This is a genomic window from Nocardioides deserti (assembly GCF_014266025.1).
Taxonomy (GTDB): domain Bacteria; phylum Actinomycetota; class Actinomycetes; order Propionibacteriales; family Nocardioidaceae; genus Nocardioides; species Nocardioides deserti.
This window is the reverse complement of the sequence record NZ_JACMYC010000007.1, coordinates 100,428-123,303: the sequence shown is the minus strand read 5'-3', so window position 1 is coordinate 123,303 and position 22,876 is coordinate 100,428. Positions and strand designations below refer to the sequence as shown.

26 protein-coding genes are annotated in these 22,876 nt (G+C 72.9%); 16 read left to right on the top strand and 10 right to left on the bottom strand.

The annotated features are described in order from the left end of the window. Positions 1-151: 151 nt before the first annotated feature. The 6 genes from H7344_RS13545 to H7344_RS13520 form a co-directional block, all read right to left on the bottom strand. Positions 152-493, bottom strand: a complete 342-nt coding sequence (locus H7344_RS13545) for a hypothetical protein (protein ID WP_186346538.1) — start codon at positions 491-493, stop codon at positions 152-154. A gap of 116 nt (positions 494-609) precedes the next feature. Then, positions 610-1,089, bottom strand: coding sequence for a hypothetical protein (locus H7344_RS13540; protein WP_186346537.1), 480 nt, complete (start codon positions 1,087-1,089; stop codon positions 610-612). Between the two features lie 3 nt (positions 1,090-1,092). Then, complete coding sequence (locus tag H7344_RS13535; protein WP_186346536.1) at positions 1,093-1,260, bottom strand: hypothetical protein; 168 nt, start codon at positions 1,258-1,260, stop codon at positions 1,093-1,095. Next, positions 1,253-1,504, bottom strand: a complete 252-nt coding sequence (locus H7344_RS13530) for a hypothetical protein (protein WP_186346535.1) — start codon at positions 1,502-1,504, stop codon at positions 1,253-1,255. The genes H7344_RS13535 and H7344_RS13530 overlap by 8 nt, the downstream gene beginning before the upstream one ends. 227 nt (positions 1,505-1,731) lie before the next feature. Next, on the bottom strand, positions 1,732-1,926 hold the full coding sequence (locus H7344_RS13525; protein ID WP_186346534.1) for a hypothetical protein: 195 nt from the start codon (positions 1,924-1,926) through the stop codon (positions 1,732-1,734). Next, the gene (locus H7344_RS13520) at positions 1,926-2,123 is read right to left on the bottom strand and encodes a helix-turn-helix transcriptional regulator (protein WP_186346533.1); all 198 of its coding nucleotides are present in this window, start codon (positions 2,121-2,123) and stop codon (positions 1,926-1,928) included. Before H7344_RS13520 ends, H7344_RS13525 begins: the two co-directional genes overlap by 1 nt. Positions 2,124-2,758: 635 nt before the next feature. Here H7344_RS13520 and H7344_RS13515 point away from each other — a divergent pair. The 6 genes from H7344_RS13515 (at position 2,759) to H7344_RS13490 (ending at position 10,836) form a co-directional block, all read left to right on the top strand. After that, a complete protein-coding gene (locus H7344_RS13515) occupies positions 2,759-3,760 on the top strand; it encodes a BMP family protein (protein ID WP_260989536.1) in 1,002 nt (333 codons plus the stop codon). 1 nt (position 3,761) lies between these two features. Continuing rightward, positions 3,762-5,354, top strand: a complete 1,593-nt coding sequence (locus H7344_RS13510) for an ABC transporter ATP-binding protein (protein ID WP_186346531.1) — start codon at positions 3,762-3,764, stop codon at positions 5,352-5,354. Further along, positions 5,351-6,463, top strand: a complete 1,113-nt coding sequence (locus H7344_RS13505; protein ID WP_186346530.1) for an ABC transporter permease — start codon at positions 5,351-5,353, stop codon at positions 6,461-6,463. Before H7344_RS13510 ends, H7344_RS13505 begins: the two co-directional genes overlap by 4 nt. Further along, a complete protein-coding gene (locus tag H7344_RS13500; RefSeq protein WP_186346529.1) occupies positions 6,460-7,383 on the top strand; it encodes an ABC transporter permease in 924 nt (307 codons plus the stop codon). The genes H7344_RS13505 and H7344_RS13500 overlap by 4 nt, the downstream gene beginning before the upstream one ends. A gap of 154 nt (positions 7,384-7,537) precedes the next feature. Beyond that, positions 7,538-8,239 carry a response regulator transcription factor gene (locus H7344_RS13495; RefSeq protein ID WP_186346528.1) on the top strand — a complete coding sequence of 234 codons (702 nt, stop codon included), beginning with the start codon at positions 7,538-7,540 and terminating at the stop codon, positions 8,237-8,239. Further along, the gene (locus H7344_RS13490) at positions 8,236-10,836 is read left to right on the top strand and encodes a DUF4153 domain-containing protein (protein WP_186346527.1); all 2,601 of its coding nucleotides are present in this window, start codon (positions 8,236-8,238) and stop codon (positions 10,834-10,836) included. The genes H7344_RS13495 and H7344_RS13490 overlap by 4 nt, the downstream gene beginning before the upstream one ends. On the opposite strand, the gene H7344_RS13485 is transcribed toward H7344_RS13490, so the two are convergent. Next, positions 10,793-11,197, bottom strand: coding sequence for a ChaB family protein (locus tag H7344_RS13485; protein WP_186346526.1), 405 nt, complete (start codon positions 11,195-11,197; stop codon positions 10,793-10,795). The genes H7344_RS13490 and H7344_RS13485 overlap by 44 nt on opposite strands. A 294-nt stretch (positions 11,198-11,491) precedes the next feature. On the opposite strand from H7344_RS13485, the gene H7344_RS13480 reads away from it, so the two are divergent. From H7344_RS13480 to H7344_RS20715, 4 genes are all read left to right on the top strand, one after another. Continuing rightward, the gene (locus H7344_RS13480; RefSeq protein ID WP_186346525.1) at positions 11,492-13,639 is read left to right on the top strand and encodes a DEAD/DEAH box helicase; all 2,148 of its coding nucleotides are present in this window, start codon (positions 11,492-11,494) and stop codon (positions 13,637-13,639) included. Positions 13,640-13,910: 271 nt separating this feature from the next. Then, complete coding sequence (locus H7344_RS13475; RefSeq protein ID WP_186346524.1) at positions 13,911-14,114, top strand: hypothetical protein; 204 nt, start codon at positions 13,911-13,913, stop codon at positions 14,112-14,114. Between the two features lie 60 nt (positions 14,115-14,174). Then, entirely contained in the window at positions 14,175-15,290 is a 1,116-nt protein-coding gene (locus tag H7344_RS13470; RefSeq protein WP_186346523.1) for a carboxylate-amine ligase, read from the top strand. A gap of 29 nt (positions 15,291-15,319) precedes the next feature. Further along, positions 15,320-15,454 (top strand): hypothetical protein, encoded by a 135-nt coding sequence (locus tag H7344_RS20715; RefSeq protein ID WP_260989535.1) that lies wholly within the window; start codon positions 15,320-15,322, stop codon positions 15,452-15,454. Here the strand turns inward: H7344_RS20715 and H7344_RS13465 are convergent. From H7344_RS13465 to H7344_RS13455, 3 genes are all read right to left on the bottom strand, one after another. Continuing rightward, a complete protein-coding gene (locus H7344_RS13465) occupies positions 15,451-15,843 on the bottom strand; it encodes a hypothetical protein (protein ID WP_186346522.1) in 393 nt (130 codons plus the stop codon). The genes H7344_RS20715 and H7344_RS13465 overlap by 4 nt on opposite strands. Positions 15,844-15,983: 140 nt before the next feature. Continuing rightward, positions 15,984-16,403, bottom strand: coding sequence for a pyridoxamine 5'-phosphate oxidase family protein (locus H7344_RS13460; RefSeq protein WP_308423324.1), 420 nt, complete (start codon positions 16,401-16,403; stop codon positions 15,984-15,986). Then, positions 16,400-16,786: a hypothetical protein gene (locus tag H7344_RS13455; protein WP_186346521.1), complete on the bottom strand. Its 387-nt coding sequence runs from the start codon at positions 16,784-16,786 to the stop codon at positions 16,400-16,402. Before H7344_RS13455 ends, H7344_RS13460 begins: the two co-directional genes overlap by 4 nt. 116 nt (positions 16,787-16,902) lie before the next feature. Between H7344_RS13455 and rsmI the strand changes: the two genes are divergently transcribed. The 6 genes from rsmI to H7344_RS13425 all read left to right on the top strand — a co-directional run bounded on the left by rsmI (position 16,903) and on the right by H7344_RS13425 (position 22,875). Next, a complete protein-coding gene (gene rsmI / locus H7344_RS13450) occupies positions 16,903-17,760 on the top strand; it encodes a 16S rRNA (cytidine(1402)-2'-O)-methyltransferase (protein ID WP_186346520.1) in 858 nt (285 codons plus the stop codon). Continuing rightward, the gene (locus tag H7344_RS13445) at positions 17,757-18,599 is read left to right on the top strand and encodes an alpha/beta fold hydrolase (protein ID WP_186346519.1); all 843 of its coding nucleotides are present in this window, start codon (positions 17,757-17,759) and stop codon (positions 18,597-18,599) included. Before rsmI ends, H7344_RS13445 begins: the two co-directional genes overlap by 4 nt. After that, entirely contained in the window at positions 18,596-19,444 is an 849-nt protein-coding gene (locus H7344_RS13440; protein WP_186346518.1) for a TatD family hydrolase, read from the top strand. Before H7344_RS13445 ends, H7344_RS13440 begins: the two co-directional genes overlap by 4 nt. A gap of 464 nt (positions 19,445-19,908) precedes the next feature. Beyond that, entirely contained in the window at positions 19,909-21,063 is a 1,155-nt protein-coding gene (locus H7344_RS13435) for a resuscitation-promoting factor (RefSeq protein WP_308423323.1), read from the top strand. A gap of 10 nt (positions 21,064-21,073) precedes the next feature. After that, positions 21,074-21,952: a 16S rRNA (adenine(1518)-N(6)/adenine(1519)-N(6))-dimethyltransferase RsmA gene (gene rsmA, locus H7344_RS13430; protein ID WP_186346517.1), complete on the top strand. Its 879-nt coding sequence runs from the start codon at positions 21,074-21,076 to the stop codon at positions 21,950-21,952. Then, a complete protein-coding gene (locus tag H7344_RS13425; RefSeq protein ID WP_222130647.1) occupies positions 21,949-22,875 on the top strand; it encodes a 4-(cytidine 5'-diphospho)-2-C-methyl-D-erythritol kinase in 927 nt (308 codons plus the stop codon). The genes rsmA and H7344_RS13425 overlap by 4 nt, the downstream gene beginning before the upstream one ends. The last annotated feature ends 1 nt before the right edge of the window (position 22,876 follow it).

The window sequence follows — 22,876 nt, the reverse complement described above, 5'->3', positions numbered from 1 at the left end:
CTCCGGCCCCCGTCGTTGCCTCGAACCAACGGCGGGGGCCGGGAGCTCCGTAGGCTGGTTAGGTCCCCTTGGCGACTGAGTCGCCGTCTTCGGTGAAGACCGAGCGGGCGGGGCTGGCGCGCTAGGGCAGAGCACCCCGCCTGCTCGGAGTTCAGGCCGCCTTGCGGTGGTACGGCCGGAGTTCGATCTCCAAGCCGCTGGCGGGGTCGTTGAGCGCGTTGACGATGAGCGCTCGCAGGCTGCCGGTGTCGAGGACTCGGCCTTCGGCACGCAGGTGCTGACGAACGTGACCGGTCAACAGATGCACCGGCATCAGATTGCCACGACCCGGCGCGACGCCCTCCGCTGCCTCCCACGCGGCGTAGACGGCGTGCAGGACGCGAGCGGGCTTGGCGGGGTCGGTGCCGGTGGGTCGGATGCCGTGGGTGGCTTGGATGTGGACCAGGTCGGCCCAGGTGACGGGTGCCGGACGGCTAGGGTTGGGCATTGCCACACACTCCTTCGGTGTGTTGTGGTGCCCCGCGAGATTCGTTGGCGCGCGCCTCGCGGGGACACCCGGTACGTGGATGGAGGCAGCCGTCCCGCCTAGCCTCGGAACGACGGCATAGTTCACATCAGGGACTCGACGCCCCGCTTGCGCTGGTCCTCGGCGAGGTCGACAGCGAGGTTCGGCCGGCGATCCTTGAGTGCCGGGAACCGCTGGTAGAAGTCGCTCAAGTAGGCAGTGGGGTCGGCCTCCATGCGCGCGATCCCAGCCTCGCTGGACTGCAGAGACTCGAGCACCTTCTCCAGCGTGATGCGCTCCCGGACGAGCCGCCGCTGCGCCTTCGCCAGGTCGGTCCAGGACACCTCGTTCCGCTCCGCCTTACGGCGAAGATCAACGAACGCCTCCTGCAACCCGTCGATGCGCCGCAGGACGTCTGCGGCCTTGGCCCTGTCGCGCTCCCTACGCTCGGCGGCCTGCTTCTTCACGTAGTGCCGATCGTCCGACCTGGCGCGCTCCTCCCAGTGATCCATGAACTGGTTATCGGCGATGCTCAGGTTCGGCACGTTGCGCATCTGGAACACCTGCTGTGCGTAGTAGTCCATGACTCAGCCCCGCAGGTGGTGGGGGAGCGCGTTGTTGCTGGCTCGCTCCTCGTTGTAGACGGCCTCTAGCTCCTTGGTGCGCCGACGTTGTGCGAGCACCGCGTCCTCGGCCTTGAGCTGGTAGTCGTAGGTCCGGTCGAGCTCCTCGCGGAGCTTCTTGAGGTCAGTCATCGCTGCCCCCTTCCGTGCTGGCGCCGACGACCTCTCGGGCGCGGGCCATGGCGGTGTCGTCATCTGCACCGGCCACCCCGAGAGTGGCCTTGGCTTCCGCTGCCAGCGCGGCGTCGAGCAGTGCTCGCAGGTAGTCGCTCGGGGTGACGTCGTGCATGGACGCCACGTCGTTGAGGTAGTCCCGCTGCGCGACGGAAATCCGGAATGTCAGGTTGATCGGGTAATCCGAATGGCTCTTGGGCATATCTCGCACTCCTTCCATATTGTTATTGCAACGCGGCACGAGGTTTGTTGCCGTGCAATAAGCCTAGGGAATGCTCGGGCCGATCTGGGGTTGTCCGACAGGAACGCTCCCTCGAGTATCTGCGAGAGCAAGTTTCGCTACTGGGTTGTCAATATCCAGACGCTCGCTGAAGGTGCTCGCAACCCCGCCTCTCGTGAGTGAGAGGCGGAGAAGCGGACAACCGCAGGTCAGAGGCCGCCAGACAGCAGGCCGTTCATCAGACGCCCCGCTACCCGATCCGCCTTGCGGAGTGCTTTGAGATCGTCGGAGTGCCGAACGATCACGGCGATAAGGTCCAAAACGCTCACGGCACCGTGCTCCCGGGCGAAGTTTGCTAGGGGCGAGACGTCCTCTGCTGGTAGTGAGAGGATGATGCTGTCCATCACTCATCGCCTCCGACCTCGTGACTGCCGAGCCAAGCGTCAAGGTGGCTACGGCGATGTCGGATGAGTCGGTCCTTGACGATGGCTCGGAGCTCGCCGGCCTTCCTGGCGCGATCCACCGTCGCGACGTGAACGCCGCAGTAGGCGGCTGCCTCGTGCCGGGTAAGCACGGGGTCATCGACCGTGTGGGTCTTCATGGTGATTCCTCTCTCGGAGTGATGAGGAAGCCACCGCGCCGAACATGAGGAAGACCAAGAGGGCACCCCGCTGTCGCGGACGGTGGCCTCCTGGCCTGTCAATGATCAACGCTACGCCGATCCGAGCCAGCCGCGTTTCGCCGTCGCGGATCGCTGCCCGGGGTGCAGTTGGGGTGCAGTAGCCCAGCGCTCAGCAGCCAACTCCAGCCAACTCCAGCAAGATGCCAATCTCGTGCTTGACCTGGAGTTTCGCTGAGTACGCGGTCAGCGGCGGGAGCCACGAGGGGCCCGATTTCACATTCGCAATGAGAAGGTCAGGGGTTCGAATCCCCTCAGCTCCACCACCACCCGAAGGGCCCGGCAGCAGCGCTGCCGGGCCCTTCGTCGTTCGGGCGCTCTGTGTCCCTCTGCGGGGCGCCCGAACGGACTGTTACCGGATGGTCATCCACTGGTGATCCGCCTGCTCGCCACCTCCGGACCTCACAACAACCCGGTGGACCCTTTGGCACCTTCGGCCCACTTCAGAGGGGTCCTTTTCTCCTTATGTTGTGGATCACACCGCAGGGCCCGGAGCAGATCCTGAGCTGCTCGTCTGTGGGGACGGCTGCCCTGCCGATGATCTGAAGGAGACGCCGATGCGTCCTGTTCGCCGACTTGCTGCCGTCGCAGCAGCCCTGAGCCTGGGCCTGGCACTGACCGCCTGTGGAGGATCCGACGAGAGTGCGGGCGGAGGCGGCGACAAGGTCGCCGGCATCTTCTCCGGTCCCGTGACCGACGCCGACCTGAACGCGCTGGGCCTCGACGCCCTCAAGGCCGCGGAGAAGGACGGTGCGGAGATCTCCTACGCCGAGAGCGTCGCGGTCCCCGACATCGAGGGCAAGCTCCGGCAGTACGTGTCGGGCGGCTACTCGGTCGTCTGGACGCACGGCTCGCAGTTCTACGACGCCACCGCGAAGGTTGCCGCCGAGAACCCCGACGTGAACTTCATCGCGGAGTTCGACGGGGTGCCGGAGGACCAGCCGGAGAACCTGTGGGTGATCGACCGCAACTTCCACACCGTCTTCTACCCGCTCGGCGTGCTTGCGGCGAACCTGTCGAGCTCCGGCAAGGTCGGCTACCTGGGTGGGCTGTCGCTGCCGTTCTCCTACGCCGAGGTCCACGCGCTCGAGCAGGGCATCGAGGACTCGGGCAAGGACGCTGACCTCAAGCCGGTGTGGACGGGCGACTTCAACGACACCGTCAAGGCCACCCAGTTCACCTCGCAGCTCCTCAGCGGCGGCAACGACGTCATCGTGACGTCGCTCAACCTCGGCGTCGTCGGCGCGTTCGAGGCGATGAAGGGCACCCCGGCCGGCAAGAACTGGATCACGGTGAAGTACACCGACAAGTCCGCCAACGACCCGGAGCACTACGCGGCCACCGTCCTCTACGACTTCGCGAAGCCGCTCCAGGCGATCCTGGACGAGATCGAGGCCGGCACCCGGACCGGCGTCTACGTCATGGGCTTCGGCAAGGGCGCGGACGTCTCCATCGGCGACAACGTGCCGGCCGAGGCCAAGAAGGCCGCGGAGCAGGCCGTCGCGGACGTCGAGAGCGGTGCCACCGAGGTCGAGCTCGACCAGTCCGAGGTGAAGTGACGTGACCACCGCACCTCGCCTCGAGATGACCGAGGTGGTGAAGACGTTCGGTCCGGTGCGGGCGCTCGACGCGGTCTCGCTCCAGGTCGGCGCGCGGGAGGTGCACGGGCTGCTCGGTGGCAACGGCGCCGGCAAGACGACCCTGATGAACGTGCTGTTCGGGCTCTACCGGGCCGACTCCGGGGCCGTGCGCATCGACGGCCGTGAGGTCACGATCACGTCCCCGCGGGACGCCATCGAGCTCGGCGTCGGCATGGTGCACCAGACCTTCCTCCAGGTCGACACCTACACCGTGGTCGAGAACGTCGTGCTCGGCACGACCCTCGAGGGCGGCTCGCACGGCGCGGGCCTCAGCGCAGCGCGGGCGCGCATCGCGGACATCAGCGAGCGCTTCGGTCTCCACGTCGACCCCGACGCCGTGATGGAGGAGCTCCCGGTCGGCATCCGCCAGCGCGTGGAGATCATCAAGGCGCTCTACCGCGGCGCCAGCGTGCTCATCCTCGACGAGCCGACCACCAACCTGACGCCCCAGGAGGTCGACGCGCTCTTCACGTCCCTACGCACGATGGTGGCGGAGGGGATGAGCGTCATCCTGATCACCCACAAGATCCGGGAGACGCTGGCCGTCTGCGACAAGATGACGGTCATGCGGGACGGCGCCCGCGTCCAGACCCTCGACCGGGCCGAGACCGACGCCGACCACCTCGCCGCGATCATGGTCGGCGAGAGCCACGGCACCTACCAGGCCCCGACCGTGACGGAGGCCGTCGCCCTCGGGACCGCACCGCAGGGCACCGTGGTCGGGGACGTGCCGGAGACCACCTTCGAGCCCGGCGTCTCGGTCCGGGGGATGACCGTCCGCAACGACCACGACGTCGAGCTGATCTCCGGCTTCGACCTCGAGGTCGGGAAGGGCGAGATCGTCGGGTTCGCCGGCGTGGCCGGCAACGGCCAGGTCGAGCTGGCCGAGGCGCTCGCGGGCGTGCGCCCGCTGCAGAGCGGCTCCATCACCATCGACGACCTCGTGCTGTCCGACCGGGCGACCGCACAGTGGCTCGACGCGGGCGTCGCCTACGTGCCCGAGGACCGGCACCGCGACGGCATCCTGCCCACCTCCGGGATCACCGAGAACCTCCTGCTCGGCTCCCACCGCAGCGCGCGGGTCCGCAAGAACGGGCTGATCGACTGGCGTGCGGCCCGGCAGCGGGCGCAAGAGGCGATCGAGAAGTTCGCCATCCGGGCAGACTCCCCGGCGACCCGCGCCGGCGACCTGTCCGGCGGCAACATCCAGCGCGTCATCCTCGCGCGCGCCTTCGCGCACCGGCCCCGGCTGCTGGTCCTGCACAACCCCACCCGGGGTCTGGACATCGGGTCGACCCGGTTCGTCTACGAGCAGATCCGCGAGGTCACGGCCGCCGGCTGCTCGGTGGTGGTGATCTCCGAGGACCTCGACGAGGTCATCGCCATCGCCGACCGGGTCATCGCGCTCTACCAGGGCTCGCACGCCGGCGAGTGGCGCAGCGACCGAGTCGACCCCTACGAGATCGGGCGCCGGATGACCGGCCTCGGCACGAGCGTCGGAGGCGCCGCATGAGCACCGTCGAGCAGACTCCTCCGACCCCGGGGAGCGGCGGTCCGCCGTCCGCCCCGGCCCCGCGCGAACACGGGTCGGGAGCGGTCACCGGCGTCGCGTGGACGGTCCTGCCGTACGTCGCGTCGGTCGTGCTGGCGTTCCTCGTCGGCGGCCTGCTGATCCAGGCCATGGGCTACTCCGCCGTGGACGCCCTCGAGGCGGTCCTGACCAGCTCCTTCGACTCCCGCTTCGGCATGGTCGAGACGCTCCACAAGTGGGTGCCGATCGTGCTGTGTGCCTACGCCTTCGCCATCCCGCTGGCCACCGGCAAGTTCAACATCGGAGCGGAGGGGCAGCTGCTCCTCGGGGCGACGGGCGGAGCGGCCATCGGCATCACGTTCTCCGACCTGCCGGCGATCCTGCTCCTCCCGGCGATGCTCGTCGCCGGTGTCCTCGCGGGTGCACTGTGGGCCGGCATCGCGGCGGTGCTGCTGGTGCGCTTCCGGGTCAACGAGGTCCTCAGCACCGTGCTGCTGAACTTCGTCTCCTTCCGGCTCATCGACTGGGTCGCGACGTCGGTCTGGCCCGACGCGGGTGCCGGCCACCCCGCGACCACCCCGGTCGGGGACGGCGCGCGGCTCCCACTCATCGGCGAGGCGCCGGGCCTGCACAGCGGCGTCCTCCTCGTGCTCGCGCTCGCCGTCTTCATCGCCGTCGGGATGCGCTTCACCCCGACCGGCTTCGAGATGCGGGCGGTCGGCGACAACCCGCGCGCCTCGCTCATCAACGGCGTGAAGACGTCCCGGCTGGCGGGTGCCGGTCTCGTGATCGGTGGCGGTGCCGCTGGTCTCGCTGGCGCGATCGACGTCGCCGGGGTCCAGGGCCGGATGCTCGAGGGGATGCAGTCGAACTTCCTGATCCTCGGCATCATCGTCGGCCTCATGGCGCGCGGCTCGATGCTCGCCCTGCCGTTCATCGCCTTCGGCATCGCGGTGCTGGAGTTCGGCGCCGGGACCATGCAGCTGGTCGCGTCGGTCCCGGTGGAGATGGTCCTCGTGATCGAGGCGCTCATCCTGCTCTTCTTGCTGCTCAGTGACATCGTCCGCAACCGCCTGAGGGGTGCAGCATGAGCGAGTTCCTGACCCTCGTGGTCCCGATGTGGGTGGTCTTCACCCTCGCCGCCCAGGGCACGATCCTCAGCGGTCGCACCGGCGTCTTCAACGTGACGCAGGAGGGCGTGATGGCCCTCGGCGCGTCCGTGGGCTTCGTGGTCGCCTACAAGATGGGGTCCAACCTCGGCGGCCTGCTCATCGCCTTCGCCGTCGGTGCGCTCGTCGGCCTGATCCTCACGGTCATGACGACCCAGCTCCGGCTGGACCAGTTCGTGGTCGGCCTGGCCCTCTTCTTCGCCGCCACCGGCGCGGCGGGCCTGCTCTACCGCGAGGTCATCGGCGTCACGATGACGCCGCCGAAGATCGACACGCTCACCAAGCACGAGATCCCACTGCTCTCCGACATCCCAGTGATCGGCGAGCCGCTCTTCCGGCAGGACTACGTGTTCTTCTTCGTGGTGCTGCTCTCGGTCGGGTTGTACTGGTTCATGCAGCGCACCGGGGCCGGGCTGAACTTCCGCTCGGTGGGCGAGAATCCCAAGGCCGCCGACAGCCTCGGCATCAACGTCAACCTGGCGCGCACGTGGTCGACGATCGTCGGCTCCGGCCTGGTGGCCGTGGCCGGTGCCTACTTCCCGCTGCACTTCACCGGGATCTACACCGACGGCATGATCGCCGGCCGCGGGTGGCTGGTCATCGCGCTGGCGTTCCTCGGCGGCTGGCGCCCGCTGTACGTCGTCGCCGGTGCTGCCTTCTTCGCTGGCATGGACGTGCTCGGCCAGAAGGCGCAGGTCATCGGGCTCGGTGTCCCGCACCAGTTCATCGAGATGCTGCCGTACGTCGCGACGCTGCTGGTGATGGTGTTCGCGTTCCGGTGGGCCCGTCAGCCCGCCCACCTGGGCTCCAACTACGACCGCGAGTCGCGACTCGCGGGCTGAACGTCGGCGGTCCTGCGGACCGGCGCCGAGAGCACGAGGCCGTTCGCCCTCTGGGGCGGGCGGTCTCGTGCCGTTGCAGGCCCGGGAGCGACCTGCACAGGATCTCCACACCTCATCCGCGGCTCCTGCTGCCCCGCGCTCCTACGCTCGCGGCATGAGCAGCGCGCGTCGCACGGTCCTCGTCGTCGAGGACGACCCGGTCATCAACCAGGCGGTGTCCGACCGGCTGGTGGCGGAGGGGTACGACGTCGTGCGGGCCGTCGACGGGCCGGCCGCGGTCGCGGCGCACGCCGAGCACCGGCCGGACGTGGTGGTGCTCGACCTGATGCTGCCCGGGTACGACGGGCACGAGGTGTGCCGGCGCATCCAGGCCGACCGGCCGGTGCCCGTGCTGATGCTGACCGCGCGTGCGGACGAGGCCGACGTGCTGGTGGGGCTCGCCGTGGGGGCCGACGACTACCTGACCAAGCCGTTCCGGATGAAGGAGCTCGTGGCTCGGGTCGCCGCGCTGCTGCGCCGGGTCGACCGGGCCGCCGAGATGGCCGGCCGGCGGGCCCTCGAGCTGGGCGACCTCCGGGTCGACCCGCCCGCGCGGCGGGTCTGGCGCGGGGAGGAGGAGGTGCGGCTGACGCCGACCGAGTTCGACCTGCTGCTGTGCCTGGCGTCCTCGCCCGGCGCGGTGGTGACCCGCGAGCGGCTGATGGCCGAGGTGTGGGGGTGGGCCGGCGCGTCCGGCACGCGCACGGTCGACAGCCACGTCAAGGGGCTGCGCGCGAAGATCGGTGCCGAGCTGGTGCGGACCGTGCACGGGGTCGGCTACGCGCTCGAGGTGCCGACGGCCGGGGGCGCCTCGTGACCCCGCAGCCGCTCGCGGCGGTCCGCTCGATCAAGGTCAAGCTCGGGCTGCTGGTCGCCGCGAGCGTCCTGGTCGCGACCGCGGTCGCCACGCTCGGCCGGGCCGGCGGCGTACCTCCCTGGCTCGGGGTGCCCGTCACCGTCGCCCTCGCGCTCGCCGTCACGCAGCTGCTCGCGGCCGGGATGACCTCGCCGCTGCGCCAGATGACCGCGGCCGCGCGACGGATGGCGACCGGCGACCACGGCGTGCGCGTGCCGGAGACGTCCCGCGACGAGGTCGGCGAGCTGGCCCGCGCCTTCAACACGATGGCCGCGGACCTCGCCGCCGTCGACCGCCAGCGGCGCGAGCTCGTCGCGAACGTCAGCCACGAGCTGCGCACCCCCCTCACCGGCATGCGCGCGCTGCTGGAGAACCTCGCCGACGGCGTCGGCCCTGCCGACCCCGCCGCGCTCCAGGTGGCACTCGGCCAGGCGGAGCGGACCAGCCGGCTCGTCGAGGACCTGCTCGACCTGGCCCGCGTCGACGCCGGCCGCGCACCGCTGGTCCCCGAGCCCGTCCGGCTCGCGGCGCTGCTCGCCGACGCGGTCGCCGAGGCCGAGGTGCTCGGCCGCCCGGTGACGTACGACGTGCGCGTCTCGCCGCCGGACCTCGTCGTCGCCGCCGACCCCGCCCGCCTGCACCAGCTCGTCGCGAACCTGCTCGACAACGCCTCGCGGCACAGCCCCGCCGGCAGCACGGTGCGGGTGGAGGCGGGGCAGGAGGGAGAGCGGTACGTCGTCGAGGTCCACGACGCCGGGCCGGGGATCGCCCCGGCCGATCGGGAGAGGGTCTTCGAGCCGTTCGGCACGCTGGCCGCCGGCGACGCCACCGGCGGCGGGACCGGTCTCGGGCTCGCCATCGCCCGCTGGGTCAGCGACCTGCACGGCGGGACGATCGGCTTCGTCGAGCCCGAGGGCGGGCCGGACGGTCCGGGCGGGGCGCGGGTGCGCGTCGTGCTGCCGTTGTCGCCGCCGGAGCGGGTGGCCGATGAGCCGGTCGGGTCGGCGGGTTCGGAGACGGTTGCTGCCCAACCTCCTCGACCAGCCGACGTGCGAGCAGCCGGCGTGGCTGCGCCCGGCGTGCTGGACGACCTCTTCGGCGGGTTCTGGCCGGCGCGGCCGGTGCCGCCGCGGCTGGGCCTGCTGGGCGGGGCGCTCGCGACCGGGGCGCTCGCGGCGACGCTCCTGGTGGAGCGGGACCTGGGGCTCGGGACGCTGCTCGTCCTGCTCGCGGCCGGCGGGGTGCTGCTCGCGGCGACACCGCGCCGCCGGGACCCGTGGACGCTGGGCTGCGCGGGACTCTGCGTGCTGCTGGCCGTGACGACGGTCGTCCGGGACGCGGAGTGGCTCGTCGTGCTGTGCCTGCTGGCCGGGGTCGCGACCGCGCTGTGCGGGGTGACCCGGCCGCGGACGGCAGCGGGGATCGTGCTGACCGGGCTGGCCTGGCCGCTGGCGGGCCTGCGCGGGCTGCCGTGGCTGGGCCGGACCGTCGCGAGGCTGACGGGTCGGGGCCAGGGGGCGGCGGTGCTGCGCACGCTGGTGTGGTCGGTGCTCGGGCTGGTCGTCTTCGGGGCGCTGCTCGTCTCCGCGGACGCGCTGCTCGCCGAGTGGGTCGACGCGGCGGTCCCGGACCTGACGACCGACCTGCTGGTGGCGCGGGTGTTCGTGACCGTCGCGGTCGGCGGGGTGGTGCTGGCGGCGGCGTACCTCGCCCTCGACGCGCCGCGCGTCGACCGCGGGACCGGCGACCCGCGCCCGGTGGGACGCCGGTTCGAGTGGCTGGCGCCGGTGCTGGTCGTGGTCGGGGTGTTCGCGGTGTTCCTGGTCGCGCAGGCCACGGTGGTGCTCGCGGGCCACGACCACCTGCGGCGGACGACGGGGCTGACCTACGCGGAGTACGTCCACCAAGGCTTCGGCCAGCTCACCGTCGCCACCGCGCTCACGCTGCTCGTCGTGTGGGCGGCGGCCCGCAAGGCGCCGCGGGCGACCGCCGCCGACCGGGCCTGGCTGCGCGGCGCGCTCGGGGTGCTGTGCCTCGAGACGCTCGTCGTCGTCGGCTCGGCGCTGCACCGGATGCACCTCTACCAGGAGGCCTACGGGTTCACGACGCTGCGGCTGCTCGTCGACGTGGTGGAGGGCTGGCTCGGGCTGCTGGTGCTGGCCTCCTTCGCAGCCGTGGTCGTGCTGCGGTCGACGTGGTTCCCGCGGTTCGCGCTCGTCAGCGGTGTCGTCGCGCTGCTCGGGCTGGCCGCGGTGAACCCCGAGGCGTGGGTGGCCGACCACAACCTGGAGCGGTACGCCGACACCGGCCGCGTCGACTGGACCTACCTGCAGGGGCTCTCCGACGACGCGGTCCCCACGCTGGTCGACGGCTCCGCGGACCTCACTCCCGACGAGCGGTCGTGTGTGCTCGCCGGCCGCACGGGGACCGGAGCCGGGAGCGATCTCTGGGAGTGGAACCTCGCCCGGTCGCGCGCGGCCGACGCGCTCGCCGGCGTACGCCTCGAGGACGCGGCTACGACCGGCTCTTCCGCGTCTCCTTGCGGTTCTCCTTCTTGATCGCCTCGACCAGCTCGTCCTTCCTCATCGTCGAGCGGCCGGAGATGTCGAGCTTGCGGGCGACCTCCATCAGGTGCTTCTTGCTCGCGTTGGCGTCGACGCCCTCGGCGGTCTTCCCGCCCTTGCGGGCCGCCGCGCCGGTCTTCTCGGCCTGCTGGTCCGAGGGGCCCTTCTCGCCCTTGGCCTCCCAGTGGTCGCCGACCTTCTCGAAGGAGTGCTTGAGGGCGGAGAACGCCGTGCGGTGGGCGCGCTCGCCCTCGCCGTACTCGTCGACGGCGTTGTCGTGCGCCTTGGACCAGGTGCGCTGGGCCTTCTTCGGGGAGCGCTGGATGGTCGAGGGCAGTTCTTCCTTGGCGGGCATGGTCGCCTCCTACGTGCGTCGAGAAGCGGTCAGCCGACCCGGTACCCAACGTGGGGCACGTCGTCCACCGATCCCACGCACGGCGGCGCGGCGCGGTACAGTGGACGGGCCGGACCGCGACGTACGTCTCGTCGTCGCGACCGGCCTCGCGGCCACCGACCGGTGGTCGCCCGATCCACACCGCGTGCGGACGTCTGCCTCGCCAGGCGTCGCCTCGCCCCCGCAGCAGCGGCCGGCAGCGCGTGCGGTGTCGGTGTCCCGCCGTGCGCTGCACGGCACCGGGAGGAGAAGGCTTTGGCTCGAGGAGGCCAGCGCCGGACCGGCGCGCCCCGCAACGCCCCGCGCCGTCGTGCGCGCGAGCTCGACAACGAGGGACTGATCCCGGTCCTCGCCCGCGCGGTGCGCGAGGTCGAGGCGAGCGCCCAGCGCGGCACGGTGAGCCCGTCGGCGCGCACGAAGTTCCAGGTCGTCGCCCTCCTGGCGCGCGAGGAGCGCGCCCGGGTCAAGACCGACACCGAGGCGACCGAGGCGCAGCGCGCCGAGCAGCTCAAGCGGCTCGACGGCATCGGCACGATCCTCGCCAAGACCACCGCCCGCGACACCTCGTTGCTCTCGCTGCTGGCCGAGGACGCCCACGTCTCGGAGTCCGCCCAGGAGCTGAAGCTGCGGATGCTCCGCGCCGCCGGCCTGGAGCCCGAGCCGGAGCCCGAGCCCGAGGAGGACCCCCTGGCGCCCGCCCCGGTCCCCGAGCGCCGGGTCCCGCAGTCGGTCATCGCCCGCCAGCTGGCCAACCCCTTCCTGCCGCCGGACTTCAGCGTCGCCGAGGCCCGGGTCTCCCGCCCGCGCCGCCTGGCGACGTGGGAGCTGCTCGGCCCGCTCTTCCGGTCCTTCGAGTACGCCGGCGGCGGCGCCGTCTCCTGCATGCCGCTGCCCGACGTCGAGGACGCCGCGGCCGACGTGAAGGTCCCCGGCGACCGCGAGCTGATGCCGCACCAGGCGCAGCTCGTCGCGTCCGCCGCCCGCGGCCACCGCACGTTCCTGCTGGCCGACGAGCCGGGCCTGGGCAAGACCGCGCAGGCGCTGCTCGCCGCGCAGGCCGCCGAGGCGTTCCCGCTGCTCGTCGTCGTGCCGAACGTCGTCAAGACCAACTGGGCGCGCGAGGCCGGCCTGTGGGTGCCGAACCGCCCGGTCACGGTCATCCACGGCGACGGCGAGAACGTCGACGGCTTCGCCGACATCGTGGTCGTCAACTACGAGGTGCTCGACCGCCACGTCGGCTGGCTCGGCGACTTCGGCTTCCGCGGGATGGTCGTCGACGAGGCGCACTTCATCAAGAACAAGACCTCCCAGCGCTCCCAGCACGTCCTCCAGCTCTCCGACCGGATCCGCCAGCGCATCGGCCGCCCGCTGATGATGGCGCTGACCGGCACCCCGCTCATCAACGACATCGAGGACTTCCGCGCGATCTGGCAGTTCCTCGGCTGGATCGACGACAAGCGGCCGCTCGGGAAGCTCATGGACGCGCTCGAGGACACCGGCCTCACCCCGGCCGACCCGCCGTTCTACCCCGCCGCCCGCCGCTGCGTCATCGACATGGGCATCGTGCGCCGCCGCAAGGTCGACGTCGCCGCCGACATCCCCGCCCGCCGGGTCGCCGACCTGCCGGTCGAGCTGGACGACGAGGCCGGCCGCTCGATCCGCGCCGCCGAGCGCGAGCTCGCGCGCCGCCTGGTCGAGCGGTACGACACCGCGCTGGCCACCCGCACGTCGGGTCAGACGGTCGAGGGCATCGACCACGAGCTCGTCCGCCGGGTGGCGACGTGGGAGCGCGAGGACACCACCGACAACACCTCGGGCGAGAACGTCTTCGGCATGATGCGCCGCATCGGCCAGGCCAAGGCCGGGCTCGCCGCCGACTACGCCGCCCAGCTGGCGCGCAACGTCGGCAAGGTCGTGTTCTTCGCCAAGCACGTCGACGTCATGGACGTCGCGGAGGAGACCTTCGCGCGGCGCGGCATCCGCTACTCCTCGATCCGTGGGGACCAGACGTCGAAGGCGCGCCAGCGCAACATCGACGAGTTCGTCAACGACCCCGAGGTCGCGGTCGTCGTCTGCTCGCTCACCGCGGCGGGCGTCGGCCTCAACCTGCAGGTCGCCTCGAACCTCGTCCTCGCCGAGCTCTCCTGGACCGACGCCGAGCAGACCCAGGCGATCGACCGCATCCACCGCATCGGCCAGGAGGAGCCGGTCACCGCGTGGCGGATCATCGCCGCGCAGACCCTCGACACCCGGATCGCCGAGCTCATCGACAGCAAGGCCGGCCTCGCCGCCCGGGCGCTCGACGGGTCCGACGAGGAGCTGCCCAACAGCGCCGACGTGCAGCTCGAGGCGCTCGTCTCGATGCTCACCGACGCGCTGGTACGCCGCGGGGACGCCGCCTGATGCGGGCCCGCACGCGACGTGCCCTCCCGGCGCTGTTCGCCGTCGTCGGCGCGCTCGCGCTCAGCGGCTGCTCCTCGGAGGAGCCGGTCGTGCAGGGCGCGGACGGCTCGGGCGTCTTCGACCGCGAGACCAGGGTGACCGCCACGCTGCGGGGGTCGACCCCGCGGACGGTCCCGGCGGTCCGGCCGTCGGCTCCGCTCGCGCGCAGGCGGCCGGGGACGGCGTACGCCTCGAGGTCCGGCTGCTCGACGCCGAGCCGGGCAGCTGGGCGGTGCGCGTCTCGCCGGGCAGCACCTGCGAGGACGGCACCGAGGGTGCCGATGTCTCCGACGTTCCCGACCTGACCGTCGAGGACGACGGCCGCGGGCTGCTCGACACGACCGTCGACGTGCCGCTCGCCGACCTCGCCGACGGTGCCGCGCTGCTGCTGGCCGGCCCGACCGGTCCCGTGTGCGGGGTGCTGGCCGACTACTGAGCCGGGCCCGCACGGGTATCGGTCGGCCACTGACGTCGACCGGACAGCGAGGTGGCCCCCTTGGAGCCGCGGACCGTGGGGGTGGAGGAGGAGCTGCTCCTCGTCGACCCCGAGACCCGTGAGCCCGCGCCGCGCGCCCAGCAGGTGCTGGCGCACGGCTCCGACGAGCTCGACCGCGAGCTCTTCCGCCACCAGGTGGAGGTGCAGACCCCGCCGGTCACCGACCTCGGCGAGCTGCGCGAGCACCTGGTGCGCGCCCGGCGGCTGGCCGGCGAGGCGGCGGAGCGGGCGGGGCTGCGCACGGCTGCGACGGGCACCAGCCCGCTGCGCGGCGGCGAGCCGGAGGTCACCCGCGACGACCGCTACCTCGACATGCGCGAGCGGTACGGCGAGGTGGCGCGGCCCGAGGGCACGTGCGGCATGCACGTCCACGTCGCGATCGACTCGCCCGAGCAGGGCGTCGCGGTCCTCGACCAGCTGGTGCCGTGGCTACCCGCGCTGCTGGCGATCAGCACGAACTCGCCGTACCACTCCGGCCGCGACACCCGCCACGCCTCGTGGCGCTCGCAGCTCTGGTCGCACTGGCCGAGCGCCGGCCCGACGGAGCGCTTCGGCACCGTCGAGCGCTACCGCGAGGTCGGCCGGATGCTCGTCGCGTCCGGCGCCGCCCGCGACGACGCGATGCTGTACTTCGACGCCCGGCTCTCCGCCGACCACCCGACCGTCGAGGTCCGCGTCGCCGATGTGTGCACCGACCCCGACGACGCGGTGCTGCTCGCGGCGCTCGCGCGGGCGCTCGTCACCCACGTGGCCGCCTGGCACGACGCCGGCGCCGAGGGCCGGCTGCCCGGCTGGCCGGCCGACGACCTGTGGCGCGTCGAGCTGGTGCGGGCGGCTCAGTGGCGCGCAGCGCGCTACGGCCTGGCCGACCGGCTGCTCGACCCGTGCAGCGCCGAGCCGGTGCCCGCCGGCGAGGTGCTGGGGACACTGGTGGCGACCGTGCGGGAGCAGCTGGAGGCCGCCGGCGACCTCGGACTCGTGCGCGACGGCGTCGAGCGGGTGCTGGCCGCCGGCGGCGCGCCGCGGCAGCGGGCGGCGTACGAGCGCAACGGCGGGGAGTTCGCCGCCGTCGTCGACGACCTGGTCGACCGCACCAACGCCTGCTGGCGGGAGTGACCCGCCCGTCGGCGGTTACCGGACCTGCCATGACCACCGAGCCGCTGATCCCCGAACCGCTCACCGACCCCGATCCCGACATCGTGCCGAGCACCGATCCCGCGACGAACCCGGTGCCGACCCCGGACGCCCCGCCGACCGAACCGGCCCCCGCGGGCGTCTAGGCCTGCCACCATGCGGGCGTGACCCGCCGCCCGCCCGAGCACCCGCGCCTGGTGCGCGCCCTCCTCTGGTCGCTGGTCGTGGCCGTCTCGCTGGTGGTGCTCGGCGCGCCGGTGTGGTTCTTCATGCACGGGACCGCGTCGGCGTGGACCGACGAGCGGGTCGTGACGGTCCGGGTGCCGGCCGACGCCGAGTGCCGCACCGGACCGCCGCCGGGCCGGCCGCAGACCTGCGACGGGACGTGGGCCGACCCCGACCTCAGCAGCGCCACCGACTCCTCGACGCTGACGGTCGAGATGGAGGGCGAGGTGAGCGACCGGTACGGCGGTCCGGCGCCCGAGCCCGGTGCCGCCGTCGAGGCGCGCGTGGTCGAGGAGGGGCTGGCGTTCACCGGCTACCAGGGCGTGCTGCTGCGGTGGGCGCTCGTGTCGCCGTACGTCTCCGTCGCCGGGCTGCTGCTCGGGGCGCTGGCGGTGGTGGGGCTGGTCCGGTTCGACCCGCGCTGGTCGAGCACGGGCACCGACCTGCCGGTCAGAACAGCCCGCGTGACCCCAGGAACCGGTCGACGGAGATCCGCAGCGCCACGCGCTCGGGGTTCTCGCGCGGCTGGCGGTAGCGGGCGGCATACCGCTCGACGGCGCGCACCACGTCGTCGGGGCGGTCGGTGACCTCGGCGGTCCCCTCCAGCGTCGACCACCGGGCGCCGTCGACCTGGCAGACGGCGACCGGGCCGGGCGCGGCGAGCAGGTTGCGCGCCTTGCGGGAGTCCGGCCCGGTGATGACCCAGGCGCAGTCCTGCTCGAGATCGAGCGCGCAGCCGACCGGCACGACGTGCGGGCGCCCGTCGGGGCGCAGCGTGGTCAGCGAGCACAGGTGGCGCTCGGCCCACATCGCGGCGAGCGCCTCGGGCATCTCCGCCAGGCCGGACGAGACCGGCGACCAGCTGGTCACCGCGTGCCTGCCGCAGACGTGCCGGACAGGGGGCCGGACGACGCGGCAGGGGAGCGACGGTGCAGCGCGACAGCGGCGAGGACGACGACCACGGCCACGACGGTAGCCACGACGGCCACGGTCGTGGAGTCCGGCTCCTCCGCCACGCGGCCGTAGGCCAGCCAGCCCAGGCCCCACGCGATCGCGGCCGCCACGGCCCACCGGCCGCCGAACGCCCAGGACATGCCCACACCGGCGGCCGCCACCAGCACGACGACCAGCGCCGACGGCACCGTGGACAGCGTGATGTCGTCGGAGGCGAGCGCCGCGGCGACGTTCGCGCAGGTCGCGACGGCGACCCAGCCGAGGTAGAGCCCGAAGGTCCCGTCGACGGCCACGGTCACGCGGCGGACCAGGTCGGGTCCGGGTGGGTGCGGTGCGGGTGGGGGCGGAGGTCGAGGTGTCCGAGGTGGTGACGCCTGGCCGGTACCCCGCCGCACCGTCCTGCCATGATCAGCGCATGACCGGCCCCTCGACCGGCGTGCTCGTCCTCGCCGCCACCCCGATCGGACGCGTGGCGGACGCGCCGCCTCGGCTCGCCGACGAGCTGGCCACCGCCGACGTGGTCGCCGCCGAGGACACTCGGCGGCTCAAGCGGCTCACCACCGACCTCGGCGTGACCGTCGGCGGCCGCGTCGTGTCGTACTTCGAGGGCAACGAGACCGCCCGCACCCCGCAGCTGCTCGACGCGCTGCTGGCCGGCGAGCGGGTGCTGCTGGTGACCGACGCCGGCATGCCGAGCGTCTCCGACCCCGGCTACCGCCTGGTCGTCGCCGCGGTCGAGCACGACGTCCACGTCACCGCCGTGCCAGGGCCGTCGGCGGTGCTGACCGCGCTCGCGGTGTCGGGGCTGCCGGTCGACCGGTTCTGCTTCGAGGGCTTCCTGCCGCGCAAGGCCGGCGAGCGCGCGCGCCGGCTGGCGGGGCTCGCGGCCGAGGAGCGGACGATGGTGTTCTTCGAGGCGCCGCACCGCACCGAGGCGGCGCTGGCCGCGATGGCTGAGGCGTTCGGCGACGACCGCCCCGCCGCGGTGTGCCGCGAGCTGACCAAGACCCACGAGGAGGTGCGTCGCGGCCCGCTCGCCGACCTCGTCGCGTGGGCGGCCGAGGGCGTGCGCGGCGAGGTGACCGTCGTGGTCGCAGGGGCGGTGCCGGTGGCGCTCGTCGGCGACGACCCGGCGAGCCTGCGGGCGGCGGTCGCGGATCGGGAGGCGGCGGGCACGAGTCGCAAGGAGGCGATCGTGGAGGTGGCCCGGCTGGCCGGGGTGCCGAAGCGGGAGGTGTACGACCTGGTCCACCGGGGAGAGGGGAAGGCATGAGCACGCGCCTGGAGCGGTTCCACCACGACGGTCTGGTCTTCGACGTCCACGACAGCGGCCCGGAGGACGGCGACCCGGTCGTCCTCCTGCACGGCTTCCCCGAGCGCGCCACGTCGTGGCGGCACGTCGAGCCGCTGCTGCACGCGGCCGGCCTGCGCACCTACGCCCTCGACCAGCGCGGCTACTCGCCGGGCGCGCGGCCGGAGGGCCGCACGCACTACAAGACCGAGCTGCTCGCCGGCGACGTCGCCGCGCTGATCCGGACGATCGGGCGGCCCGTCCACCTCGTCGGGCACGACTGGGGGGCGATCGTCGCGTGGACCGTCGCCGGCGTCCACGCCGACCTGGTCCGCACGCTGACCGCCGTCTCCGTCCCGCACCCGGTCGCGTTCAAGCGCGCGATGACGTCGTCGAAGCAGGCGCTGCGCTCGTGGTACATCGGCCTCTTCCAGCTGCCCCGCCTGCCCGAGCTGCTGCTCGCCTCCACCGGCGGCCGCTTCCTCGACAGGATGATGATTGCCGCCGGCATGACGGCCGAGGACGTCGCGCGCGTCCAACGCGAGGTCGTCGACGACGGCGCGCTGCCGCACGCGATCGGCTACTACCGGGCGCTGCCGCTCTCGGACCGCTCGGTCATGGGGCGCACCGTCCGGGTGCCCACCACGATGGTGTGGAGCACCGGCGACACGGCGCTGGACCGGCGCGGCGCCGAGCTGACCGGCGACCACGTGGACGCGCCGTACGAGCTGGTCGTCCTGGACGGCGTCTCCCACTGGATCCCCACCCACGCGCCCGAGGCGCTCGCCGAGGCGATCCTCGAGCGGGTGGCCGGCACGTGAGCCGCCCGCCCGTCCCCGACCCGCTGCCGGCGCCCGTCGTCGACAACCACTGCCACCTCGACATCACCCGCGACGCCGGCCCCGGGGGCGCCGACCCGGTGGACCCGGCCGGCGCGATCGCGGAGGCGGCCGCGGTGGGCGTGCCGCGGATCGTCCAGATCGGCTGCGACCTGCGCGGCGCGCGGTGGGCGGTCGAGGCGGCGGCGACGTACGACGCGCTCGTCGCCGGCGTCGCGCTGCACCCCAACGAGGCGCCGCGGCTGGCCGAGCAGGGCACCGACCTGGACGCAGCGATGGCCGAGATCGAGGCGCTCGCCGGCGCGCACGACAAGGTCCGCGCGGTCGGGGAGACCGGTCTCGACCACTTCCGCACCGGCGAGGAGGGCCGCGCGGTGCAGGTCGAGTCGTTCCGCCGGCACATCGACCTCGCCAAGCGGCTGGACAAGACGCTGGTCATCCACGACCGCGACGCCCACGACGACGTCCTGCGCGTGCTCGACGAGGAGGGCGCGCCCGAGCGCTGGGTGATGCACTGCTTCTCCGGCGACGCGGACTTCGCGAAGGCGTGTCTCGACCGCGGCGCGTACCTCTCCTTCGCCGGCACGGTGACGTTCAAGAACGCCCAGCCCCTGCGCGACGCGCTGCTCGTCGCGCCCCGCGACCGGCTGCTGGTCGAGACCGACGCGCCGTACCTCACCCCCCACCCGCACCGCGGCCAGGTGAACGCCCCCTACCTCGTCCCGCTCACCGTCCGCGCGATGGCCGAGGTCCGCGACGACGACCTGGAGACCCTCTGCCTCGCCCTCGACGCCACCACCGAGGAGGCCTTCGGCGGCCCCTGGTGACCCTCCTGGTGGCGCGCCGCATGGCGTTCTCGGGCGCCGCCTGCTGGGGCTGGTCGACGATCGTTCAATTGCGCCGAAATGTCGGGGATCGGTCCTCGGAAAGCGCTACAACCGTTCAATTGCGCGGAAGCAGCGCCGGCCCGCCACAGGTACGACCCCGCCCTTCTCGCCCAGCCGACGCTACGGGCCCGCGGCCCCCTGAGAGCCCACCTCAACCCGGTGAGAGCCTGCCCACAGACCGTCCACAACCGCGTCCGAGGGTTTGCGCTCACCTCCCGGGCCTGTTGTCCTGGATGACTGATGGCCGGGATCGGGAACGATCACGCCAGTGCGCGAGGAGCGGACGACCACGGGTGGGGAAGCCCTCGGTACGCCGTCCTCGAGCCCGCCGAGGGGCCGCTCCGTGCGGCCCGGAGGGTGCGCCCTGGTGCCCGAGACCCGGGAAGTACGACGTTCGGAGAATCGTGCGCAGCACGCTCGCTCAATGGCTCACCCGGTCCAGCCGCAGCCGACCCGTCATGGTGGCGCTCGCCGCCGTGGTCGCGCTGGCCGTGGCCGGCAGCACCCTGGGTTACTCGGCCCTCAGCAAGTCCGTGACCCTCAGCCTCGACGGGGAGTCCTCGGACGTCAGTTCGCTGGCCTCGACCGTCGGCGACGTCCTGGAGGACCAGGGTGTCGAGGTCTCGGGCCGCGACCAGGTCGCGCCGGGCGTCGAGGAGGAGGTGAGCGACGGGATGGAGATCTCGGTCCGCTTCGCCCGCCCGGTCGAGCTGACCGTCGACGGGGACACCTCCACGCACTGGGTGACCGCCACCGAGGTGGCCGGCGCGCTCGGCCAGATCGGTGACGACTACCGCGGCGCGGACCTCTCGGTCAGCCGTGGTGGCTCGATCGACCGCGAGGGCATGGCCCTCGAGGTGGTCACGCCGAAGACGCTGCGGGTCAAGCTGGCCGACAAGCCCTGGAAGAAGCGCACGGTCACCGCGCTCACCGTCTCCGACGCGCTCGACGAGCTCGGTGTGGACGTCGAGGAGCGCGACGAGACCGAGCCGGGCCTGGACGCCGAGATCACCGACGGCGACGAGATCGTCTTCACCGACGTGCGCGTCGTGACGAAGAAGGTCCGCGGCGAGGCGATCGGCTTCACCACGACCGAGCGCGAGGACGACTCGATGCTCGAGGGCGAGACCAGCACCGAGCGGGCCGGTCGCGAGGGCGCGCGCAACGTGACGTACCGCCTGACCTACCGCAACGGCGAGCTCGTCCGTCGCGTCGTCAAGAAGGCCGAGGTCACCCGCCGCCCGGTCGACGCGGTCGTCCGCGTCGGCACCAAGGAGGCCGCTCCCGAGCCCGCGGCGCCGAACTACGCGGGTGGTGGCACCGTCTGGGACGCGCTCGCCAAGTGCGAGTCCGGCGGCAACTGGGCGATCAACACCGGCAACGGCTACTACGGCGGCCTGCAGTTCAACCTGGGCACCTGGCGTGCCTACGGCGGCCCCGGCTACCCCCACCAGCAGTCGCGGGAGACCCAGATCGCGATCGCCGAGAAGCTTCGTGCGGCGACGGGCGGGTACGGCTCCTGGCCCCACTGCTCACAGTCGCTCGGGCTGCCTCAGTAACCTGAGGTCCATGTCTGACACCTCCGCCGGTCCGAGGCTCCTCGGGCCGGCGGAGGTGCGTTCGCTCGCGGCAGCGCTCGACCTCCGTCCGACCAAGCAGCGCGGGCAGAACTTCGTCATCGACGCCAACACCGTGCGCCGCATCGTCCGCGAGTCCCGCGTCTCCGCCGACGACGTCGTGGTCGAGGTCGGCCCGGGGCTCGGGTCGCTCACGCTCGCCCTGCTCGAGGTGGCCGGCCGGGTCGTGGCGATCGAGCTCGACGAGCGGCTGGCCGCCGCCCTGCCGGCCACGATCGCCGAGCACGCGCCGGCACAGGCCGCCCGGTTCGAGGTGGTCCTCGGCGACGCGATGCGCGTGACCGAGGTGCCGGGCCCCCCGCCGACCGCGCTGGTGGCGAACCTGCCGTACAACGTCTCCGTGCCCGTCCTCCTCCACCTCCTCCAGCTGCTGCCCTCGCTCGAGCGCGGCCTGGTGATGGTGCAGGCCGAGGTCGCCGACCGGCTCGCTGCGACCCCCGGCTCCAAGGTGTACGGCGTGCCGTCGGTCAAGGCCGCCTGGTACGCCGACGTCCGCCGCGCGGGGTCGATCGGCCGCAACGTCTTCTGGCCCGCGCCGAACGTCGACTCCGGGCTGGTCGCCTGGGACCGCCGCGAGCCGCCGGCCACGACCGCGACCCGCGAGCAGGTCTTCGCGGTCGTCGACGCCGCCTTCGCCCAGCGCCGCAAGGCGCTCCGCGGGGTGCTGCGCGGGCTGGCCGGCTCGGCCGAGGCGGTCGACGCCGCGCTCACCCACGCCGGGGTCGACCCGCTGGCGCGCGGGGAGTCGCTGCGGGTCGAGGACTTCGCGCGGATCGCCGAGGGCCTGGCCGCCACGGGAGCACCCGCATGAGCCCGCTGGCGCCCGTGACCGGCGCGGTGACCGTGCGCGCGCCCGCGAAGATCAACCTCCACCTCGGGGTCGGCGCACCGCGTGCCGACGGCCTCCACCCGTTGACGACCGTCTACCACGCGGTCGGGCTGTGCGACGACGTCACCGCGACGCCGGCCGACGCCTGGGGCGTCACGATGGCGGTGCCCGACTGGATCGACGCCGACGTGCTGCCCGCCGACGGCGACAACCTCGTCGACCGCGCTGCGACGCTCCTGGCCGGGCACCACGGCGTACCGGTCACCGGCCTGGTCTCGGTCGCGAAGGCGATCCCGGTCGCCGGCGGCATGGCCGGTGGGTCGGCGGACGCCGCGGCCGCGCTGGTCGCGCTCGACCGGGTCTGGGACCTCGGCACCACCGACGAGGACCTGCTGGCGATCGCGGCGCAGCTGGGCAGCGACGTGCCGTTCGCGCTGGTCGGCGGCACCGCCGTCGGCACCGGCCACGGCGAGGTCGTCGAGCCGGTGGCCGACCACGGCACCTGGTGGTGGGTGGTCGTCCCGTCCACCGAGGGGCTGTCCACGCCGGCGGTCTACCGCCACTTCGACGAGATGTTCCCCGACGCCGCGCTCGAGCCGTGCGGGGCCGAGTCGCTGCTCGCGGCGCTCGCCACGCGCGACCCGCACCGGCTCGCCGACGTCCTCCACAACGACCTCCAGCTGCCCGCGATCGACCTGCGTCCCGACCTCGGCGAGCTCATCGACCGCGGGCAGGGCGTCGGAGCGCTGCGCGGTCTCGTGTCGGGGTCCGGCCCGACGTGCGTGTTCCTCTGCGAGTCGGCCGACCACGCCCGGTCGGTGGCCGCCGCCCTCGAGCAGGACCACCCCCTGGTCCTGGTCGCCAACGGACCGGTGGCCGGCGCCCACCTGGTGGAGTACGCGTAGC

What these genes read in the sequence shown, in the direction of transcription:
- H7344_RS13540 (WP_186346537.1), bottom strand. Translation starts at nt 1,089, where the DNA reads ATGGACTACTACGCACAGCAGGTGTTCCAGATGCGCAACGTGCCGAAC.
- H7344_RS13535 (WP_186346536.1), bottom strand. Translation starts at nt 1,260, where the DNA reads ATGACTGACCTCAAGAAGCTCCGCGAGGAGCTCGACCGGACCTACGAC.
- H7344_RS13530 (WP_186346535.1), bottom strand. Translation starts at nt 1,504, where the DNA reads ATGCCCAAGAGCCATTCGGATTACCCGATCAACCTGACATTCCGGATT.
- H7344_RS13525 (WP_186346534.1), bottom strand. Translation starts at nt 1,926, where the DNA reads ATGGACAGCATCATCCTCTCACTACCAGCAGAGGACGTCTCGCCCCTA.
- H7344_RS13520 (WP_186346533.1), bottom strand. Translation starts at nt 2,123, where the DNA reads ATGAAGACCCACACGGTCGATGACCCCGTGCTTACCCGGCACGAGGCA.
- H7344_RS13515 (WP_260989536.1), top strand. Translation starts at nt 2,759, where the DNA reads ATGCGTCCTGTTCGCCGACTTGCTGCCGTCGCAGCAGCCCTGAGCCTG.
- H7344_RS13505 (WP_186346530.1), top strand. Translation starts at nt 5,351, where the DNA reads ATGAGCACCGTCGAGCAGACTCCTCCGACCCCGGGGAGCGGCGGTCCG.
- H7344_RS13500 (WP_186346529.1), top strand. Translation starts at nt 6,460, where the DNA reads ATGAGCGAGTTCCTGACCCTCGTGGTCCCGATGTGGGTGGTCTTCACC.
- H7344_RS13495 (WP_186346528.1), top strand. Translation starts at nt 7,538, where the DNA reads ATGAGCAGCGCGCGTCGCACGGTCCTCGTCGTCGAGGACGACCCGGTC.
- H7344_RS13485 (WP_186346526.1), bottom strand. Translation starts at nt 11,197, where the DNA reads ATGCCCGCCAAGGAAGAACTGCCCTCGACCATCCAGCGCTCCCCGAAG.
- H7344_RS20715 (WP_260989535.1), top strand. Translation starts at nt 15,320, where the DNA reads ATGACCACCGAGCCGCTGATCCCCGAACCGCTCACCGACCCCGATCCC.
- rsmI (WP_186346520.1), top strand. Translation starts at nt 16,903, where the DNA reads ATGACCGGCCCCTCGACCGGCGTGCTCGTCCTCGCCGCCACCCCGATC.
- H7344_RS13445 (WP_186346519.1), top strand. Translation starts at nt 17,757, where the DNA reads ATGAGCACGCGCCTGGAGCGGTTCCACCACGACGGTCTGGTCTTCGAC.
- rsmA (WP_186346517.1), top strand. Translation starts at nt 21,074, where the DNA reads ATGTCTGACACCTCCGCCGGTCCGAGGCTCCTCGGGCCGGCGGAGGTG.
- H7344_RS13425 (WP_222130647.1), top strand. Translation starts at nt 21,949, where the DNA reads ATGAGCCCGCTGGCGCCCGTGACCGGCGCGGTGACCGTGCGCGCGCCC.